At 60.5% G+C, this 17,671-nt stretch carries 15 protein-coding genes; all 15 read left to right on the plus strand.

Going from position 1 to position 17,671, the window contains the following annotated elements:
• Nucleotides 1-154: 154 nt before the first annotated feature.
• On the plus strand, nucleotides 155-601 hold the full coding sequence (locus tag JN524_RS24700) for an NUDIX hydrolase (protein WP_041073236.1): 447 nt from the start codon (nucleotides 155-157) through the stop codon (nucleotides 599-601).
• A 59-nt stretch (nucleotides 602-660) separates the two neighbouring features.
• Nucleotides 661-1,785, plus strand: coding sequence for a tRNA 2-thiouridine(34) synthase MnmA (gene mnmA, locus JN524_RS24705; RefSeq protein WP_202371035.1), 1,125 nt, complete (start codon nucleotides 661-663; stop codon nucleotides 1,783-1,785).
• On the plus strand, nucleotides 1,782-2,405 hold the full coding sequence (gene hflD / locus JN524_RS24710; protein ID WP_202371036.1) for a high frequency lysogenization protein HflD: 624 nt from the start codon (nucleotides 1,782-1,784) through the stop codon (nucleotides 2,403-2,405). The genes mnmA and hflD overlap by 4 nt, the downstream gene beginning before the upstream one ends.
• 127 nt (nucleotides 2,406-2,532) lie before the next feature.
• Entirely contained in the window at nucleotides 2,533-3,903 is a 1,371-nt protein-coding gene (purB, locus tag JN524_RS24715; RefSeq protein ID WP_098968150.1) for an adenylosuccinate lyase, read from the plus strand.
• Nucleotides 3,904-3,989: 86 nt separating this feature from the next.
• A complete protein-coding gene (locus JN524_RS24720; RefSeq protein ID WP_202371037.1) occupies nucleotides 3,990-5,162 on the plus strand; it encodes a ribosomal protein uL16 3-hydroxylase in 1,173 nt (390 codons plus the stop codon).
• The gene (locus JN524_RS24725; RefSeq protein ID WP_003223818.1) at nucleotides 5,155-5,580 is read left to right on the plus strand and encodes a GNAT family N-acetyltransferase; all 426 of its coding nucleotides are present in this window, start codon (nucleotides 5,155-5,157) and stop codon (nucleotides 5,578-5,580) included. The genes JN524_RS24720 and JN524_RS24725 overlap by 8 nt, the downstream gene beginning before the upstream one ends.
• A 263-nt stretch (nucleotides 5,581-5,843) precedes the next feature.
• Complete coding sequence (locus JN524_RS24730; protein WP_202371038.1) at nucleotides 5,844-6,581, plus strand: secretin N-terminal domain-containing protein; 738 nt, start codon at nucleotides 5,844-5,846, stop codon at nucleotides 6,579-6,581.
• A 473-nt stretch (nucleotides 6,582-7,054) separates the two neighbouring features.
• On the plus strand, nucleotides 7,055-8,380 hold the full coding sequence (gene aceA / locus JN524_RS24735) for an isocitrate lyase (protein WP_003223815.1): 1,326 nt from the start codon (nucleotides 7,055-7,057) through the stop codon (nucleotides 8,378-8,380).
• A 631-nt stretch (nucleotides 8,381-9,011) separates the two neighbouring features.
• Nucleotides 9,012-9,425 (plus strand): NADH-quinone oxidoreductase subunit A, encoded by a 414-nt coding sequence (locus JN524_RS24740; protein ID WP_003223812.1) that lies wholly within the window; start codon nucleotides 9,012-9,014, stop codon nucleotides 9,423-9,425.
• A 10-nt stretch (nucleotides 9,426-9,435) separates the two neighbouring features.
• The gene (locus JN524_RS24745; RefSeq protein WP_003223809.1) at nucleotides 9,436-10,110 is read left to right on the plus strand and encodes a NuoB/complex I 20 kDa subunit family protein; all 675 of its coding nucleotides are present in this window, start codon (nucleotides 9,436-9,438) and stop codon (nucleotides 10,108-10,110) included.
• A gap of 69 nt (nucleotides 10,111-10,179) precedes the next feature.
• Nucleotides 10,180-11,964 (plus strand): NADH-quinone oxidoreductase subunit C/D, encoded by a 1,785-nt coding sequence (gene nuoC, locus JN524_RS24750; RefSeq protein WP_027614664.1) that lies wholly within the window; start codon nucleotides 10,180-10,182, stop codon nucleotides 11,962-11,964.
• A gap of 2 nt (nucleotides 11,965-11,966) precedes the next feature.
• Entirely contained in the window at nucleotides 11,967-12,464 is a 498-nt protein-coding gene (gene nuoE / locus JN524_RS24755; protein ID WP_003223804.1) for an NADH-quinone oxidoreductase subunit NuoE, read from the plus strand.
• Nucleotides 12,461-13,816 carry an NADH-quinone oxidoreductase subunit NuoF gene (gene nuoF / locus JN524_RS24760; RefSeq protein ID WP_003223802.1) on the plus strand — a complete coding sequence of 452 codons (1,356 nt, stop codon included), beginning with the start codon at nucleotides 12,461-12,463 and terminating at the stop codon, nucleotides 13,814-13,816. The genes nuoE and nuoF overlap by 4 nt, the downstream gene beginning before the upstream one ends.
• Nucleotides 13,817-13,952: 136 nt before the next feature.
• Nucleotides 13,953-16,667 carry an NADH-quinone oxidoreductase subunit NuoG gene (nuoG, locus tag JN524_RS24765; RefSeq protein ID WP_202371039.1) on the plus strand — a complete coding sequence of 905 codons (2,715 nt, stop codon included), beginning with the start codon at nucleotides 13,953-13,955 and terminating at the stop codon, nucleotides 16,665-16,667.
• Nucleotides 16,664-17,671 (plus strand): NADH-quinone oxidoreductase subunit NuoH, encoded by a 1,008-nt coding sequence (gene nuoH / locus JN524_RS24770; protein ID WP_007964859.1) that lies wholly within the window; start codon nucleotides 16,664-16,666, stop codon nucleotides 17,669-17,671. Before nuoG ends, nuoH begins: the two co-directional genes overlap by 4 nt.

The raw sequence follows: 17,671 nt of genomic DNA on the forward strand, positions 1-17,671 counted from the left end.
TCACAAACCCCGGCCGTGTGCCGGGGTTTGTGTTTTCAGGCAAAGATCAAAAGATCGCAGCCTTCGGCAGCTCCTACACCGATCCTTGTAGGAGCTGCCGAAGGCTGCGATCTTTTGATCTTCGATACACCGAAGACTTTACAGAGGAAACCCTATGGAATGGCTCCCCCACATCACCGTCGCCACCATCGTCGAAGACAACGGCCGTTTCCTGATGGTCGAAGAGCACAAGGCCGGGCGTAACGTGCTCAACCAGCCCGCCGGCCATCTGGATCCGGACGAAACCCTGATCGACGCCGCCATCCGCGAAACCCTCGAAGAAACCGGCTGGGACGTCGAACCCACCGGCGTGATCGGCATTTACCTGTACACCGCGCCGAGCAACGGTGTGACTTACCAGCGCGTATGCTTCAGCGCCAAAGCGGTGAAACACCACCCCGACTATCAACTGGACGACGGCATCGTCGGCGCCAAGTGGTTGACCCGTAGCGAATTAATCGCTCAGCGCGACAACTGGCGCAGCGAGCTGATTATCCGCTGCATCGACGACTATCTGGCCGGCCATCACTTCAGTCTCGAACTGATCCGCCCTTCTCTTTAGCCTTGAGGCCGTGAGCCTGATAGAATCGCGTCCTTTTTCAAGACACTCATTGAATCCCTATGCGTGATCCAGCCCCTTCTGACACATCCAAGAAGCGCGTCATTGTCGGCATGTCCGGCGGCGTGGACTCTTCCGTTTCCGCTCTCCTGCTGATCGAGCAGGGTTACGAGGTGGAAGGCCTGTTCATGAAGAACTGGGAAGAAGACGACGGAACGGAATACTGCACCGCCATGGACGACCTGGCGGATGCCCAGGCCGTGTGCGACAAGATCGGCATCAAGCTGCACACCGCCAACTTCGCCGCCGAGTACTGGGACAACGTGTTCGAGCACTTCCTCGCCGAATACAAGGCCGGTCGCACGCCGAACCCGGACATCCTGTGCAACCGCGAGATCAAGTTCAAGGCGTTCCTCGACTACGCCATGATGCTTGGCGCCGACCTGATCGCCACCGGCCACTATGTGCGCCGTCGCGACATCGATGGTCGTACCGAACTGCTCAAGGGCCTCGATCCGAACAAGGACCAGAGCTATTTCCTGCACGCTGTCGGCGGCGAACAGATCGCCAAGACCCTGTTCCCGGTCGGCGAACTGGAAAAGCCCGAAGTTCGCGCCATTGCCGAGAAATACGAGCTGGCGACCGCCAAGAAGAAGGATTCCACCGGGATCTGCTTCATCGGCGAGCGACGTTTCAGCGACTTCCTCAAGCAATACCTGCCGGCGCAACCGGGCGAGATCAAAACCACCGAAGGCGAAGTCATCGGCCGTCACCACGGCTTGATGTACCACACCATCGGCCAGCGTCAGGGCCTGGGCATTGGCGGCCTGAAAGATGCCGGCGACGAGCCGTGGTATGTGCTGCGCAAGGATCTGGACACCAACGAGCTGATCGTCGGCCAGGGCAACAACCATCCGTGGCTGTTCTCCAGCGCCCTGCTCGCTTCGGAAATCTATTGGGTCAATCCGATCGACCTGAGCCAGCCGCTGCGCCTCACCGCCAAAGTGCGTTATCGCCAGAGCGATCAGGCCTGCACCCTGGAAAAAACCGAAAACGGCTACCGCGCCATGTTCGATGAACCGCAACGCGCGGTGACCCCGGGCCAGTCCGTGGTGTTCTACGACGGTGAAATCTGCCTCGGTGGCGGCGTGATCGAAGTTGCCGAGCCGTGGAGCGGCCAGGCATGACCCCGACTCAGGAGCAACTGACGGCGCTGGGCGGGGTGTTTCTCGCCGCGGTGCTGGTCGACCGCATCGCCAAGACCGGCCAGACCAGTGAGGCCGGCCTGAGCTGCATGCTCGGCAGCCTGCTGGTACGCGACCCGAAGGACACACTGGATGTGTACGGCGGCGACGACCTCAATCTGCGCGAGGGTTATCGGGCATTGATCGGCGCCCTCGAGCGCGACCCGAGCACCCTGCAACGCGAACCGCTGCGCTATGCCCTGTCGATGCTCGGCCTGGAACGCCAATTGGCCAAACGTGACGACATGCTCGACACCATTGGCAAGCGCCTGCCGCAGATCCAGTCGCAGGTCGAACACTTCGGCCCGGCTCACGAAAACGTGATCGCCGCCTGCGGTGCGCTGTATCAGGACACCCTGAGCACCCTGCGCCAGCGCATTCAGGTGCATGGCGACATGCGCAACCTGCAGCAACCGAGCAACGCTTCGAAGATCCGCGCCCTGCTGCTGGCCGGCATCCGTTCGGCACGCCTGTGGCGACAGCTCGGCGGGCACCGCTGGCAGTTGGTGATCAGCCGGCGCAAGCTGCTCAAAGAGCTGTATCCGTTGATGCGCAGCGAGTAAATCGTCGCGCAATAAAAGTTTTGTAGTCTGTAGCGCGTAATACGCCGGTCAGTTGGCAACGGACCGGCGGATTTTTTCATGTATGATACGCGCCCCATTTCGTTGCCCGACTGTCCGAGAACACCCCATGCAGCTCTCTTCGCTCACTGCGGTTTCCCCTGTTGACGGCCGCTACGCCGGCAAAACCCAGGCCCTGCGCCCGATTTTCAGCGAGTACGGCCTGATCCGTGCCCGCGTCCTGGTTGAAGTGCGCTGGCTCCAGCGCCTGGCCGCCCACGCCGGTATCCCGGAAGTGCCCGCCTTCTCCGCCGAGGCCAACGCCGTTCTCAATGAACTGGCGGAAAACTTCTCGCTGGAGCACGCCGAGCGCGTCAAAGAGATCGAGCGCACCACCAACCACGACGTCAAGGCGATCGAATACCTGCTCAAGGAGCAGGCGGCCAAGCTGCCGGAGCTGGCCAAGGTCAGCGAGTTCATCCACTTTGCCTGCACCAGTGAAGACATCAACAACCTGTCCCACGCCCTGATGCTGCGCGAAGGCCGTGACGACGTGATGCTGCCGCTGATGCGCCAGACTGCCAACGCGATCCGTGAACTGGCGATCCGTTTCGCCGACGTGCCGATGCTGTCGCGCACCCACGGCCAACCGGCCTCCCCGACTACTCTGGGTAAAGAGCTGGCGAACGTGGTTTACCGTCTCGAGCGTCAGATCGCTCAAGTCGCTGCCGTGCCGCTGCTGGGCAAGATCAACGGCGCCGTAGGCAACTACAACGCGCACCTGTCGGCCTACCCGCAGATCGACTGGGAAGCCAACGCCCGCGCCTTCATCGAAGACGAACTGGGCCTGGGTTTCAACCCGTACACCACGCAGATCGAACCGCACGACTACATCGCCGAGCTGTTCGACGCGATTGCGCGCTTCAACACCATCCTGATCGACTTCGACCGTGACATCTGGGGCTACATTTCCCTGGGTTATTTCAAGCAGCGCACCATCGCCGGCGAAATCGGTTCGTCGACCATGCCGCACAAGGTCAACCCGATCGACTTCGAAAACTCCGAAGGCAACCTAGGCATCGCCAACGCACTGTTCCAGCACCTGGCGAGCAAGCTGCCGATCTCCCGCTGGCAGCGCGACCTGACCGACTCCACCGTACTGCGCAACCTCGGTGTGGGCTTCGCTCACAGCGTGATCGCCTACGAAGCCAGCCTCAAAGGCATCAGCAAACTCGAGCTCAACGCCGACAAGATTGCTGCCGATCTGGACGCTTGCTGGGAAGTATTGGCCGAGCCGATCCAGACCGTGATGCGCCGCTATAACATCGAAAACCCGTACGAGAAGCTGAAAGAACTGACCCGCGGCAAGGGCATCAGCCCGCAAGCGCTGCAGACTTTCATCGACGGCCTGGACATGCCAGCCGAAGCGAAAGCCGAGCTGAAACAGCTGACCCCGGCCAACTACATCGGCAACGCTGTGGCGCAAGCCAAACGCATCTGATTCACCGCTTGACCCGTTTGAGACGCCCGGCCGCGCCGGGCGTTTTTATTCCCGTCTGAAAAATGCTTTTTTTCAATAGGTTACACATGAATCCTGATACTCCTCTTCAACTCCTGGGCGGTCTCACGGCGCGCGAATTCATGCGCGATTACTGGCAGAAGAAGCCGCTGCTGATCCGTCAGGCCATCCCTGACTTCGAAAGCCCGATCGACGCCGACGAACTGGCCGGCCTGGCCCTGGAAGAAGAGGTCGAGTCGCGCCTGGTGATCGAGCACGGCGAGCGTCCGTGGGAGCTGCGTCGCGGCCCGTTCGCCGAAGACGAATTCAGCAAGCTGCCGGAAAAAGAGTGGACCTTGCTCGTTCAGGCCGTTGACCAATTCGTCCCGGAAGTCAGCGAGCTGCTGGAAAACTTCCGCTTCCTGCCGAGCTGGCGCGTCGACGACGTGATGATCAGCTTCGCCGCCCCGGGTGGCAGCGTCGGTCCGCACTTCGACAACTACGACGTGTTCCTGCTGCAAGGCCACGGCCAGCGCAACTGGAAGATCGGCCAGATGTGCGACTCCGAAAGCCCGCTGCTGCAACACGCGGATCTGCGCATCCTCGCCGAATTCCACGAGACCGAAGAATGGGTGCTGGAACCGGGCGACATGCTTTACCTGCCACCGCGCCTGGCCCACTGCGGTGTCGCCGTGGACAACTGCATGACCTACTCGGTTGGCTTCCGCGCCCCGAGCGCCTCGGAAGTACTGACCCACTTCACCGACTTCCTCAGCCAGTTCCTGACTGACGAAGAACGCTACACCGACGCCGATGCGAAACCGGTCAGCGATGATCCACATCAGATCCAGCACGACGCACTCGGCCGCCTGAAAAGCCTGCTCGCCGAGCACATGAGCGACGAGCGCCTGCTGCTGACCTGGTTCGGCCAGTACATGACCGAGCCGCGCTACCCGGAACTGGTGGTCGGCCCGGAAGACGTTGAAGAAGACGACCTCCTCAACGCCCTGCAAGACGGCGCCGTGCTGATCCGCAACCCGAGTGCGCGCCTGGCCTGGTCGGAAGTCGATGACGACCTGCTGCTGTTCGCCAGCGGCCAGAGCCGTTACCTGCCGGGCAAGCTGCGCGAGCTGCTGAAGATGATCTGCGCCGCCGATGCGCTGCATGTCGACAACCTCGGCGAGTGGCTGAACGACGAAGACGGTCGCGGCCTGCTGTGCGAACTGGTCAAACAGGGCAGCCTGGGATTTGCCGATGAATAAGATTCGCGTACGTGTCGCAGACTGGCAAAAGGACAACGCCGAGATCCGGCGCATTCGTGAAACGGTGTTCATCGCCGAACAATCGGTGCCACCCGAGCTGGAATGGGACGCCGATGACGCGACCGCCGTGCATTTTCTGGCGTTCGAAGGCGACTTTCCGATCGGTACCGCCCGCCTGTTGCCCGACGGGCACATTGGCCGGGTGTCGGTACTGAAGGACTGGCGCGGGATGAAGGTGGGCGACGCGCTGATGCAAGCGGTCATCGCCGAAGCCGAAGCCCGCGGCCTGCAGCAGCAGATGCTCAGCGCCCAGGTACAGGCCACGGCGTTCTATGAGCGCCTGGGCTTCAGCCTGGTCAGCGAGGAATTCCTCGAAGCGGGGATTCCGCACGTCGATATGGTTCGGCATTCGGCCTGAGCGGCAGAAATCTTGTGATCTTTGGAGATCCTGTGGTGAGGGGATTTATCCCCGATGGACTGCGAAGCAGGCCCAAGGTTTTTTGGGGCCGCTCCGCGCCCCATCGGGGATAAATCCCCTCACTACAAAGGCTCTTGAGCACCCTCTCAAAACGCCCCGCCATTTTCGGATGCCGGGGCGTTTTGCTGTCTACGATTCAACTTGCCCCACCCCGGGCCGACAAACTGGCAATATCAAGCCTTTCGAAAGCGGAGATAACGGACATGTCCCTACGCACCCTGCTCACCACCCTGCTGCTCGGCTGCAGCCTGTCGGTGATGGCAGCCACAGAAATCGTACCTCTCAAGTACCGCACCAGCACCGACATGCTGCCGATGGCGCAAGACTTCATCGGCAAGGATGGCCAGGTCAGCGCTTATGGCAATCAACTGATCATCAAGGCTGAGCCGGACAAGATTCAGGAAGTCAAAGCACTGCTCACCCAGCTCGATACTGCGCCCAAGCGCCTGCTGATCACGGTCGACACCAACGAAAACAACCAGCAGAACACTGGCGACCAACAGACCCGGATCATCAACTACAGCACCGCCAGCCGTGACGGCGGCATCCAGCAGATTCAGGCCAGCGAGGGCGCGCCGGCGCTGATCCAGGTCGGCCAGAGCGTGCCGATCACCAGCAGCCAGAGCAACTCCTACGGCGATTACAGTAGCCAGACCCAATACCGCAACGTCACCCAAGGCTTCTACGTGACGGCGAGCGTCACCGGCGACATCGTTCATCTGGCAATCAGTACCAACCGTGACCGCATGAGCCAGGAACGTCCCGATGTAGTGAACGTGCAAAGTACCGACACAACAGTCAGCGGACGCCTCGGTGAATGGATCACCCTTGCCGGCGTAAACCGTGAAACCCAGGCCGACAAACAGAGCCAGAGCCGCAGCTACTCGACTCAAGGCCGAGATGACATGACTTTACGGGTGAAAGTCGACGCCCTGGACTAAAGCACCGAAAACTGACTGATTAGTCGTATTAGACGAAAGATGTAGTGCTTGAAAAAAAGCACTACAAAACGTTTGACGAGCCAAAAAAGCGAAGGCATGATGGCCTCGCTCCCGCTAATCAGAGGCCCTGGCAAGGGCCTTCGAAGCGACGTTCGCACCTACCCCGCGAACCGCTTCGTGTCTGTACCGCCCACAAGGTGTGTTTGACGAGGTTGCCGACTGGAACGAAGTTGTCCCGAGGGACGGAAGCGTAATTAGGTAACCCGGCTTCACGCTGTAGCTCGTATGAAGGCCCACGACGCCCGAATGCGCCCGCAGTCCGCCACTACCTGCTCACTTCCCCTCGAGCCCATCGTTCATCCCGTCGCCTCCCCCGCCAAATCCGACTTGACCACCTAAGCTTCTGGTCAGCGAGCGCAGGAATTTTCCACCGCAGAACAACTTTTCATAAAGACGCGACGAGGTTTATCTCCATGGCACTGACACGCGAACAGCAAATTGCAGCCCTTGAAAAAGACTGGGCTGAAAACCCGCGCTGGAAAGGCGTGACTCGCACTTACTCCGCTGCTGACGTCGTCCGTCTGCGTGGCTCGGTTCAACCTGAGCACACCTTTGCGAAAATGGGCGCCGAGAAGCTGTGGAACCTGGTGACCCAGGGTGCCAAGCCGTCCTTCCGCCCAGAGAAAGATTTCGTCAACTGCATGGGCGCCCTGACCGGCGGCCAGGCTGTTCAGCAGGTCAAGGCCGGTATCCAGGCGATCTACCTGTCGGGCTGGCAGGTGGCTGCGGACAACAACTCCGCAGAATCGATGTACCCGGACCAGTCGCTGTACCCGGTGGACTCGGTGCCAACCGTGGTCAAGCGCATCAACAACTCGTTCCGTCGTGCTGACCAGATCCAGTGGAAAGCCGGCAAGAACCCGGGCGACGAAGGCTACATCGACTACTTCGCGCCAATCGTGGCTGACGCTGAAGCCGGTTTCGGCGGCGTACTGAACGCTTACGAGCTGATGAAGAGCATGATCGAAGCAGGCGCCGCCGGCGTTCACTTCGAAGACCAACTGGCTTCCGTGAAAAAATGCGGCCACATGGGCGGCAAGGTACTGGTTCCTACTCAGGAAGCCGTACAGAAGCTGACCGCTGCCCGTCTGGCGGCTGACGTTGCCGGCACGCCGACCATCATCCTGGCGCGTACCGACGCCAACGCAGCTGACCTGCTGACTTCGGACTGCGATCCGTACGACCAGCCGTTCGTGACTGGCGAGCGTACTCAGGAAGGCTTCTACAAGGTACGTGCCGGTCTGGATCAAGCGATTGCCCGTGGCCTGGCCTACGCACCGTACGCCGACCTGATCTGGTGCGAAACCGCCAAACCGGATCTGGAAGAAGCCCGTCGCTTCGCTGAAGCGATCAAGAAGGAATACCCGGACCAACTGCTGTCGTACAACTGCTCGCCTTCCTTCAACTGGAAGAAAAACCTGGACGACGCGACCATCGCCAAGTTCCAGCGCGAACTGTCCGCCATGGGTTACAAGCACCAGTTCATTACCCTGGCCGGCATTCACAACATGTGGCACAGCATGTTCAACCTGGCGCACGACTACGCCCGCAACGACATGACTGCCTACGTGAAGCTGCAGGAGCAGGAATTCGCTGACGCCGCCAAGGGTTACACCTTCGTGGCTCACCAGCAGGAAGTGGGCACCGGCTACTTCGACGACATGACCACCGTGATTCAGGGTGGCTCGTCCTCGGTGACCGCGCTGACCGGTTCGACCGAAGAAGAACAGTTCCACTGATTCGGCTTCGCTGAGCAACGGCCTTTGCGGATCGTATAGAGAGCTAACCGCAAAGCCGCAAGACTGACGCCCCGACTGGTTCGGGGCGTTTTTTTGCCCGCAGAATTCCCCCGTCCACCCTGTAGGAGCTGCCGAAGGCTGCGATCTTTTGATCTTGTTTTTAGAAAAGCAAAATCAAAAGATCGCAGCCTTCGGCAGCTCCTGCAGGATCGGTGGGAAGCTACGAGCCAAAACATTGATCCAGACCAGTACCCGCATCACAAAAAACCGGTAAAACGCTCGCCACCGCTACTTGCAGTAACGGGCATATAAGACAACTTCCTGATTACTGCACCACCAAACAGTTACAAAACCACTCCAAACGATATCAATTATCATTTAGCAGCAACTATGTTCGTTACATTTCCTACAAAACATAATTCGCCGAAACCCGGCTAATGCCCGCCACGCACGGGCTACAGGGCATTGGAGGTGCGCTATGTCCTTATTCCAATAAATAATTTCGCTATAGGAATTTTACTTGCCGGGTGTTTAGCCATAAAATCAGCGCGATTGATTGCTGCGACATATCGTCACTGCCTATTTCTTTATCAAGCTCAGAGACCTTTGCTCTCTGTTAAGGATTACCAGCATGCCCGAAGCGACAGGACTCATGGCCCACAACTGGGGCTTTGCCATTTTCCTTCTGGGTGTCGTCGGCCTGTGTGCCTTCATGCTTGGAGTCTCCAGCCTCCTCGGGTCAAAAGCCTGGGGCCGCAGCAAAAACGAACCGTTCGAGTCCGGCATGCTACCTACAGGTGGCGCCCGCTTGCGGCTCTCAGCCAAATTCTATCTGGTCGCGATGCTGTTCGTGATCTTCGATATCGAAGCCCTCTTTCTCTTTGCATGGTCTGTGTCCGTCCGCGAAAGCGGCTGGACCGGATTCGTCGAAGCTCTCGTTTTCATAGCAATTCTGTTGGCAGGTCTTGTCTACCTGTTCCGAGTGGGCGCCCTTGACTGGGCTCCGGAAGCTCGTCGCAAGCGGCAGGCGAAGCTGAAACAATGAGGCTTTGGCAATGCAATACAATCTCACCAGAATCGACCCCGATGCTCCTAACGAGCAGTATCCGATCGGCGAACGGGAAACCGTTTCCGATCCGTTAGAGGATCAAGTCCACAAAAACATTTTCATGGGCAAGCTCGAAGACGTGCTGAGTGGCGCGGTCAACTGGGGGCGTAAAAACTCCCTGTGGCCGTACAACTTCGGCCTTTCGTGCTGCTACGTGGAAATGACCACCGCCTTCACGGCGCCCCACGACATCGCGCGCTTTGGCGCCGAAGTTATCCGGGCATCACCGCGTCAGGCCGACTTCATGGTTATCGCCGGTACCTGCTTCATCAAGATGGCGCCGATCATTCAGCGTCTCTACGAGCAGATGCTCGAGCCTAAGTGGGTTATCTCCATGGGTTCGTGCGCCAACTCCGGTGGCATGTACGACATCTACTCCGTGGTTCAAGGGGTGGACAAGTTCCTGCCCGTGGACGTCTACGTACCTGGCTGCCCGCCTCGTCCAGAAGCATTCCTTCAAGGCTTGATGCTGTTGCAGGAATCGATTGGACAGGAGCGTCGTCCGCTTTCCTGGGTCGTTGGCGACCAAGGCGTTTATCGCGCCGACATGCCTTCGCAAAAGGAACAGCGCCGCGAACAGCGAATCGCAGTCACCAATCTGCGCAGCCCTGACGAAGTCTGATCCAGTCTGTTTCAAAGAAACGAGAAGCTGGCTTCATTCTTTACGTTGACCGAAAGCGAAAAAATAACCATGACTACAGGCAGCGCTCTGTACATCCCGCCTTATAAGGCAGACGACCAGGATGTGGTCGTCGAATTGAACAACCGTTTTGGCGCCGAAGCGTTCACCGCTCAGTCGACCCGCACCGGCATGCCGGTGCTGTGGGTGGCGCGCGCCAGACTCGTCGAAGTCCTGACCTTCCTGCGCAACCTGCCCAAGCCGTACGTCATGCTCTATGACCTGCACGGCGTGGACGAGCGTCTGCGCACCAAGCGTCAAGGGCTGCCATCGGGCGCCGACTTCACCGTGTTCTATCACCTCATGTCGCTTGAGCGTAATAGTGACGTGATGATCAAAGTCGCCTTGTCCGAAAGCGACCTGAGCTTGCCGACCGTCACCAGCATCTGGCCGAACGCCAACTGGTACGAGCGTGAAGTCTGGGACATGTACGGCATCGACTTCAAAGGCCACCCGCACCTGTCGCGCATCATGATGCCGCCGACCTGGGAAGGTCACCCGCTGCGCAAGGACTTCCCGGCGCGCGCCACCGAATTCGATCCGTTCAGCCTCAACCTCGCCAAGCAACAGCTTGAGGAAGAAGCCGCGCGCTTCCGTCCTGAAGACTGGGGCATGAAGCGTTCCGGGGCCAACGAGGACTACATGTTCCTCAACCTGGGCCCGAACCACCCTTCGGCGCACGGTGCGTTCCGCATCATTCTGCAACTCGATGGCGAAGAGATCGTCGACTGCGTACCGGACATCGGTTACCACCACCGTGGTGCCGAGAAGATGGCCGAGCGTCAGTCCTGGCACAGTTTCATTCCGTACACCGACCGTATCGACTACCTCGGCGGCGTGATGAACAACCTGCCGTACGTGCTCTCGGTCGAGAAGCTGGCCGGCATCAAGGTCCCGGAGAAGGTCGACGTCATCCGCATCATGATGGCCGAGTTCTTCCGGATCACCAGCCACCTGCTGTTCCTGGGTACCTACATCCAGGACGTTGGCGCCATGACCCCGGTGTTCTTCACCTTCACCGACCGCCAGAAGGCGTACACGGTGATCGAAGCCATTACCGGTTTCCGTCTGCACCCGGCCTGGTACCGCATCGGTGGCGTCGCCCACGACCTGCCGCGCGGCTGGGACAAACTGGTGAAAGACTTCGTTGAGTGGCTGCCAAAGCGCCTCGACGAGTACACCAAGGCTGCCCTGCAGAACAGCATCCTCAAAGGCCGGACCATCGGCGTCGCCCAGTACAACACCAAAGAAGCCCTGGAATGGGGCGTCACCGGTGCCGGCCTGCGTTCGACCGGTTGCGACTTCGACCTGCGTAAAGCGCGTCCATACTCCGGCTACGAGAACTTCGAATTCGAAGTACCGCTGGCCGCCAACGGCGATGCCTACGATCGCTGCATGGTCCGCGTCGAAGAGATGCGCCAGAGCATCAAGATCATCGACCAGTGCATGCGCAACATGCCGGAAGGCCCGTACAAGGCGGACCACCCGCTGACCACGCCGCCGCCGAAAGAGCGCACGCTGCAGCACATCGAAACCCTGATCACGCACTTCCTGCAAGTTTCGTGGGGTCCGGTCATGCCGGCCAACGAATCCTTCCAGATGATCGAAGCGACCAAGGGCATCAACAGTTATTACCTGACGAGCGACGGCGGCACCATGAGCTACCGTACCCGGATCCGTACTCCGAGCTTCCCGCACCTGCAACAGATCCCTTCGGTGATCAAAGGCAGCATGGTCGCGGACTTGATTGCGTACCTGGGTAGTATCGACTTCGTTATGGCCGACGTGGACCGCTAAGCATGAACAGCACGCTTATCCAGACAGACCGTTTCACCTTGAGTGAAACCGAGCGCTCGGCCATCGAGCACGAGCTGCATCACTACGAAGACCCGCGCGCGGCGTCGATCGAAGCCCTGAAGATCGTTCAGAAAGAGCGCGGCTGGGTGCCGGATGGCGCCCTGTACGCGATCGGCGAGATCCTCGGCATCCCGGCCAGCGACGTTGAAGGCGTGGCGACGTTCTACAGCCAGATCTTCCGTCAGCCGGTCGGCCGCCACATCATTCGCGTCTGCGACAGCATGGTCTGCTACATCGGCGGCCACGAGTCGGTGGTCAGCGAAATCCAGAACAATCTGGGCATCGGCCTGGGTCAGACCACCGCCGACGGTCGTTTCACCCTGCTGCCTGTCTGCTGCCTCGGCAACTGCGACAAGGCACCGGCGCTGATGATCGACGACGACACCTTTGGCGACGTGCAGCCTGCCGGCGTGGCCAAACTGCTCGAGGGCTACGTATGACCCTGACATCTTTCGGTCCCGCCAACCGCATCAAGCGTTCGGCCGAGACTCACCCGCTGACCTGGCGTCTGCGTGACGACGGCGAAGCCGTGTGGCTCGACGAATACCAGGCCAAGAACGGTTACGCTGCTGCGCGCAAGGCCTTCGCCGACATGGCTCAGGACGACATCGTCCAGACCGTGAAAGACGCCGGCCTCAAAGGCCGCGGCGGTGCAGGCTTCCCCACTGGCGTGAAGTGGGGCCTGATGCCCAAGGACGAATCCATCAACATCCGCTACCTGCTGTGCAACGCGGACGAGATGGAGCCGAACACCTGGAAAGACCGCATGCTGATGGAGCAACTGCCCCATCTGCTGATCGAAGGCATGCTGATCAGTGCCCGCGCACTGAAAACCTACCGTGGCTACATCTTCCTGCGTGGCGAGTACACCACCGCCGCCAAGCACTTGAATCGTGCCGTGGAAGAAGCCAAGGCTGCAGGCCTGCTGGGCAAGAACATTCTGGGCAGCGGTTTCGACTTCGAACTGTTCGTCCACACCGGCGCCGGGCGTTACATCTGCGGTGAAGAAACCGCACTGATCAACTCCCTCGAAGGCCGCCGCGCCAACCCGCGCTCCAAGCCGCCCTTCCCTGCCGCCGTCGGCGTGTGGGGCAAGCCGACCTGCGTGAACAACGTGGAAACCCTGTGCAACGTGCCGGCGATCATTGCCGACGGCGTTGACTGGTACAAATCGTTGGCCCGCGAAGGCAGCGAAGACATGGGCACCAAGCTCATGGGCTTCTCCGGCAAGGTCAAGAATCCAGGTCTGTGGGAGCTGCCATTCGGCGTCACCGCTCGCGAACTGTTCGAAGACTACGCCGGCGGCATGCGCGACGGTTACAAGCTCAAGGCCTGGCAGCCAGGTGGCGCCGGTACCGGTTTCCTGTTGCCGGAACACCTCGACGCACAGATGTACGCCGGCGGCATCGCCAAAGTGGGCACCCGGATGGGTACCGGCCTGGCCATGGCAGTGGACGACAGCGTCAACATGGTTTCCCTGCTGCGCAACATGGAGCAGTTCTTCGCTCGCGAATCCTGCGGTTTCTGCACCCCGTGCCGTGATGGCCTGCCATGGAGCGTCAAGCTCTTGATGGCCATCGAAGAAGGCCGCGGTCAGCCAGGCGACATCGAGACCCTGCTGGGTCTGGTCGGCTTCCTCGGCCCAGGCAAGACCTTCTGTGCTCACGCACCGGGTGCCGTGGAGCCGCTGGGCAGTGCCATCAAATACTTCCGTCCAGAGTTCGAAGCCGGTATCGCGCCTGCAAGCGCCGCCGTCCCGCCTCTGGCAAGGCCGATCGTAATCGGCGCGTAAACGCTTAAAAAGGCGAAGGGTCCGTGCCCTTCGCCTTTCGTCCGATGACGCCTTTCGGGGCTGAATGGATTCGGACGGATAACAAGATTCCATTAGCCACGCCCGCTGACACCGGGCCAACGAAGACCTTTGAACCATGGCCACTATCCACGTAGACGGCAAAGCGCTCGAAGTCGACGGGGCAGACAACCTGTTACAGGCATGTCTGTCGCTGGGCCTCGACATCCCTTATTTCTGCTGGCACCCCGCGCTTGGTAGCGTCGGGGCCTGCCGCCAGTGTGCGGTCAAGCAGTACACCGACGAGAACGACACCCGTGGTCGCATCGTCATGTCCTGCATGACGCCTGCCACCGACAACACCTGGATCTCCATCGACGATGAAGAATCCAAGGCGTTCCGCGCCAGTGTTGTCGAATGGCTGATGACCAACCACCCGCACGACTGCCCTGTGTGCGAAGAAGGCGGTCACTGCCACCTGCAAGACATGACCGTGATGACCGGCCACAACGAGCGCCGTTATCGCTTCACCAAGCGCACCCACCAGAACCAGCAACTGGGCCCGTTCATTTCCCACGAAATGAACCGCTGCATAGCCTGCTATCGCTGCGTGCGTTTCTACAAGGACTACGCCGGCGGCACCGACCTCGGTGTGTTCGGCGCCCACGACAACGTGTACTTCGGTCGCGTTGAAGACGGCACCCTCGAAAGCGAGTTCTCCGGCAACCTCACCGAGGTCTGCCCGACCGGTGTGTTCACCGACAAGACTCACTCCGAGCGCTACAACCGCAAGTGGGACATGCAGTTCTCGCCGAGCATCTGCCATGGCTGCTCCAGCGGTTGCAACATCTCCCCGGGCGAGCGTTACGGCGAACTGCGTCGCATCGAAAACCGTTTCAACGGTTCGGTGAACCAGTACTTCCTGTGCGACCGCGGCCGTTTCGGTTATGGCTACGTCAACCGCACCGACCGTCCACGTCAGCCGCTGCTGGCCGACGGCACCAAACTGAGCGTCGACGCTGCGCTGGATAAAGCCGCTGATCTGCTGCGCGGGCGCAACATCGTCGGTATCGGTTCGCCGCGTGCCAGCCTCGAAAGCAACTACGCGCTGCGTGAACTGGTCGGCGCCGAGCACTTCTACTCCGGTATCGAAGCCTCCGAGCTGGAGCGCATTCGTCTTGTCCTGCAAGTGCTCAAAGACAGCCCGCTGCCCGTGCCGAACATGCGCGACATCGAAGACCACGACGCCGTGTTCGTCCTCGGTGAAGACCTGACCCAGACCGCCGCCCGTATGGCGCTGTCCCTGCGTCAGTCGGTCAAGGGCAAAGCTGAAGACATGGCCGAAGCCATGCGCGTTCAGCCGTGGCTCGATGCCGCGGTGAAGAACATCGGTCAGCACGAACTGAACCCGCTGTTCATCGCCAGCCTGGCCGAAACCAAGCTCGACGACATCGCGGAAGAGTGCGTTCACGCCGCTCCGGACGATCTGGCGCGCATCGGCTTCGCTGTGGCCCACGCACTGGATGCCAGCGCACCGGCCGTTGAAGGTCTGGATGCTGAAGCACTGGAACTGGCCAAGCGCATTGCCGACGCCCTGCTCGCGGCCAAACGTCCGCTGATCATCGCCGGTACTTCGCTGGGTTCCAAAGCCTTGATCGAAGCGGCGGCGAACATCGCCAAGGCCCTGAAGCTGCGCGAGAAGAACGGTTCGATCAGCCTGATCGTGCCGGAAGCCAACAGCCTTGGCCTGGCCATGCTCGGTGGCGAATCGGTCGACGCGGCGCTGCAAGCCGTGATCGACGGCAAGGCCGACGCCATCGTCGTGCTGGAAAACGATCTGTACACCCGTACTTCGAAAGCCAAGGTCGACGCCGCGCTGAACGCTGCGAAAGTAGTGATCGTTGCCGACCACCAGAAGACCGCCACCACCGACCGCGCGCAACTGGTGCTGCCAGCGGCGAGCTTCGCTGAAGGCGACGGTACGCTGGTCAGCCAGGAAGGCCGCGCCCAGCGCTTCTTCCAGGTTTTCGATCCGCAATACATGGATGCGAGCATCCTGGTTCACGAAGGCTGGCGCTGGCTGCACGCCCTGCGCTCGACCCTGCTGAATCAGCCGATCGACTGGACGCAACTCGACCACGTCACCGCTGCCGTGGCTTCGAGCACCGAGCAACTGGCGCGTATCGTCGATGCCGCGCCGTCTGCAGCGTTCCGCATCAAGGGTCTGAAACTGGCGCGTGAGCCGCTGCGTTACTCCGGTCGCACCGCGATGCGCGCCGACATCAGCGTCCACGAACCGCGCACCCCGCAAGACAAAGACACCGCGTTCGCCTTCTCCATGGAAGGTTACTCGGGCTCGGCCGAACCGCGTCAGCAGGTGCCGTTCGCCTGGTCGCCGGGCTGGAACTCGCCGCAAGCCTGGAACAAGTTCCAGGACGAAGTCGGTGGTCACCTGCGTGCTGGCGACCCGGGCACCCGCCTGATCGAAAGCACCGGTGATTCGCTGAGCTGGTTCGCTGCTGCTCCGCGCGCCTTCAACCCGGCGCCGGGCACCTGGCAGGCCGTGCCGTTCTACCACCTGTTCGGCAGCGACGAAAACTCGTCGAAAGCCGCACCGGTACAGGAACGCATCCCGGCTCCGTACGTGGCGCTGGCCAAATCCGAAGCGGATCGCCTGGGCGTCAACGACGGTGCTCTGCTGAGCCTGAACGTGGCCGGCCAGACCCTGTGTCTGCCGCTGCGCATCAATGAAGAACTGGGCGCTGGTCTGGTGGCCTTGCCTGCGGGCATCGCCGGCATTCCACCGGCATTCGCCGGCCTGTCCGTCGACGGTCTGCAGGAGGCAGCGCAATGACCTGGTTCACCCCTGAAGTGATCGATGTGATCCTGACGGTCATCAAAGCCATCGTGATTCTGCTGGCCGTTGTGGTCGCGGGCGCGTTGCTCAGCTTTGTCGAACGTCGCCTGCTGGGCTGGTGGCAGGATCGTTACGGTCCGAACCGCGTTGGCCCGTTCGGCATGTTCCAGATCGCCGCCGACATGCTGAAGATGTTCTTCAAGGAAGACTGGACCCCGCCGTTTGCCGACAAGGTGATCTTCACCCTGGCACCGGTGGTGGCCATGTCCGCCCTGCTGATCGCGTTCGCGATCATCCCGATCACCCCGACCTGGGGCGTGGCGGATCTGAACATCGGCCTGCTGTTCTTCTTCGCCATGGCCGGTCTGTCGGTCTACGCGGTGCTCTTCGCCGGCTGGTCGAGCAACAACAAGTTCGCCCTGCTCGGCAGCTTGCGTGCCTCGGCGCAGACCGTGTCCTACGAAGTGTTCATGGGCCTGGCCCTGATGGGCATCGTGGTCCAGGTCGGCTCGTTCAACATGCGCGACATCGTCGAGTACCAGGCGCAGAACCTGTGGTTCATCATTCCGCAGTTCTTCGGCTTCTGTACCTTCTTCATCGCTGGCGTCGCCGTGACTCACCGTCACCCGTTCGACCAGCCGGAAGCGGAACAGGAACTGGCCGACGGTTACCACATTGAATACGCCGGTATGAAATGGGGCATGTTCTTCGTCGGTGAATACATCGGCATCATCCTGATCTCGGCGCTGCTGGTCACCCTGTTCTTCGGTGGCTGGCACGGTCCGTTCGGCATCCTGCCGCAACTGTCCTTCGTCTGGTTCGCACTGAAGACCGCGTTCTTCATCATGCTGTTCATCCTGCTGCGCGCTTCCATCCCGCGTCCGCGTTATGACCAGGTGATGGATTTCAGCTGGAAATTCTGCCTGCCACTGACCCTGATCAATTTGCTGATAACCGCTGCGGTTGTGTTGTGGAACACACCTGCGGTTGCGGTTCAGTGA

It is taken from the genome of Pseudomonas sp. MWU318 (genome assembly GCF_016756945.1).
Taxonomy (GTDB): Bacteria; Pseudomonadota; Gammaproteobacteria; order Pseudomonadales; family Pseudomonadaceae; genus Aquipseudomonas; species Aquipseudomonas putida_A.

What these genes read in the sequence shown, in the direction of transcription:
- JN524_RS24700 (WP_041073236.1), top strand. Translation starts at nt 155, where the DNA reads ATGGAATGGCTCCCCCACATCACCGTCGCCACCATCGTCGAAGACAAC.
- mnmA (WP_202371035.1), top strand. Translation starts at nt 661, where the DNA reads ATGCGTGATCCAGCCCCTTCTGACACATCCAAGAAGCGCGTCATTGTC.
- hflD (WP_202371036.1), top strand. Translation starts at nt 1,782, where the DNA reads ATGACCCCGACTCAGGAGCAACTGACGGCGCTGGGCGGGGTGTTTCTC.
- purB (WP_098968150.1), top strand. Translation starts at nt 2,533, where the DNA reads ATGCAGCTCTCTTCGCTCACTGCGGTTTCCCCTGTTGACGGCCGCTAC.
- JN524_RS24720 (WP_202371037.1), top strand. Translation starts at nt 3,990, where the DNA reads ATGAATCCTGATACTCCTCTTCAACTCCTGGGCGGTCTCACGGCGCGC.
- JN524_RS24725 (WP_003223818.1), top strand. Translation starts at nt 5,155, where the DNA reads ATGAATAAGATTCGCGTACGTGTCGCAGACTGGCAAAAGGACAACGCC.
- JN524_RS24730 (WP_202371038.1), top strand. Translation starts at nt 5,844, where the DNA reads ATGTCCCTACGCACCCTGCTCACCACCCTGCTGCTCGGCTGCAGCCTG.
- aceA (WP_003223815.1), top strand. Translation starts at nt 7,055, where the DNA reads ATGGCACTGACACGCGAACAGCAAATTGCAGCCCTTGAAAAAGACTGG.
- JN524_RS24740 (WP_003223812.1), top strand. Translation starts at nt 9,012, where the DNA reads ATGCCCGAAGCGACAGGACTCATGGCCCACAACTGGGGCTTTGCCATT.
- JN524_RS24745 (WP_003223809.1), top strand. Translation starts at nt 9,436, where the DNA reads ATGCAATACAATCTCACCAGAATCGACCCCGATGCTCCTAACGAGCAG.
- nuoC (WP_027614664.1), top strand. Translation starts at nt 10,180, where the DNA reads ATGACTACAGGCAGCGCTCTGTACATCCCGCCTTATAAGGCAGACGAC.
- nuoE (WP_003223804.1), top strand. Translation starts at nt 11,967, where the DNA reads ATGAACAGCACGCTTATCCAGACAGACCGTTTCACCTTGAGTGAAACC.
- nuoF (WP_003223802.1), top strand. Translation starts at nt 12,461, where the DNA reads ATGACCCTGACATCTTTCGGTCCCGCCAACCGCATCAAGCGTTCGGCC.
- nuoG (WP_202371039.1), top strand. Translation starts at nt 13,953, where the DNA reads ATGGCCACTATCCACGTAGACGGCAAAGCGCTCGAAGTCGACGGGGCA.
- nuoH (WP_007964859.1), top strand. Translation starts at nt 16,664, where the DNA reads ATGACCTGGTTCACCCCTGAAGTGATCGATGTGATCCTGACGGTCATC.